Source organism: Rhodopirellula maiorica SM1, from assembly GCF_000346295.1.
Lineage (GTDB): Bacteria > Planctomycetota > Planctomycetia > Pirellulales > Pirellulaceae > Novipirellula > Novipirellula maiorica.
Map to the genome: position 1 here is coordinate 1 of NZ_ANOG01000125.1, position 788 is coordinate 788.

Consider the following 788-nt stretch of genomic DNA (forward strand, 5'->3'; position numbering starts at 1 on the left):
ACCCAACGTTTGGCGATAGACAATGGCCAACTGCATTGCCGCGGCAAAACGGTCGTAGTCCAAACTGCGTTCGATACGGCTGCGAGCCGAAAGCACAAGGGCGCGAGCGATATCCTCAGGTGTCATGCCGTCGAACGAACCGCGAATGACTTCGGCGACAATTTCACTTGTCTCGATGTTCGGAAGTGTCGACTCGGGAATCGATTCGAGAAACGTTTTTAATTTGGATTCGGAAAACGGGATATGTACCCCTGGTTCAATCTGCAGTCGCAACTGCGGGATCGTACTGCTGTTTTCGATGGTCAATTCGTCGAGACCCGAGTCGACATGACGCACCGCTCGCAGTCGTGCGTGCTCGGTTCGGTACAGGATGTATCGCCGGGCGACGCGAAAATGCTCTCGCTGCATCAAGCCGATTTCGACGACGTCCTGAATTTGTTCGACGCTCAAACATCTCGATTTTGCATTGGCCTCGGCGAACTTAAATACCTGTTCAATGATCGCCAGCACATCTTGGTCAATCTCGGATCCAAGCGGTTGCTGATCCGCTAGATTCAATTCCGCACGAAACGCTTTTGCGATCGCGGATTCGATACGACGGCGGTCCATCTCGACTTCGCGACCATCGCGTTTACGAACTTTGAATGTGGGGGTGGGGTTTGCCGTTGCCGAAGTCGTCTCAGACATGGTCATCCTGGGTCTGCTGTGCTAGCTCGGTTCGATCCTTGGCCACCACTGGGCCCTTGCCACCACGGGATAGCGAATACCGGTGGCAGAGTTGGTTTGAA

Annotated in this window: 1 protein-coding gene; it reads right to left on the reverse strand. The window is 54.1% G+C overall.

Annotated elements, in window-relative coordinates; translation table 11 throughout:
* The coding region (locus RMSM_RS03750) for an ATP cone domain-containing protein (RefSeq protein WP_261340329.1) at positions 1–687 on the reverse strand (687 nt) is incomplete at its 3' end.
* Between the last annotated feature and the right edge of the window lie 101 nt (positions 688–788).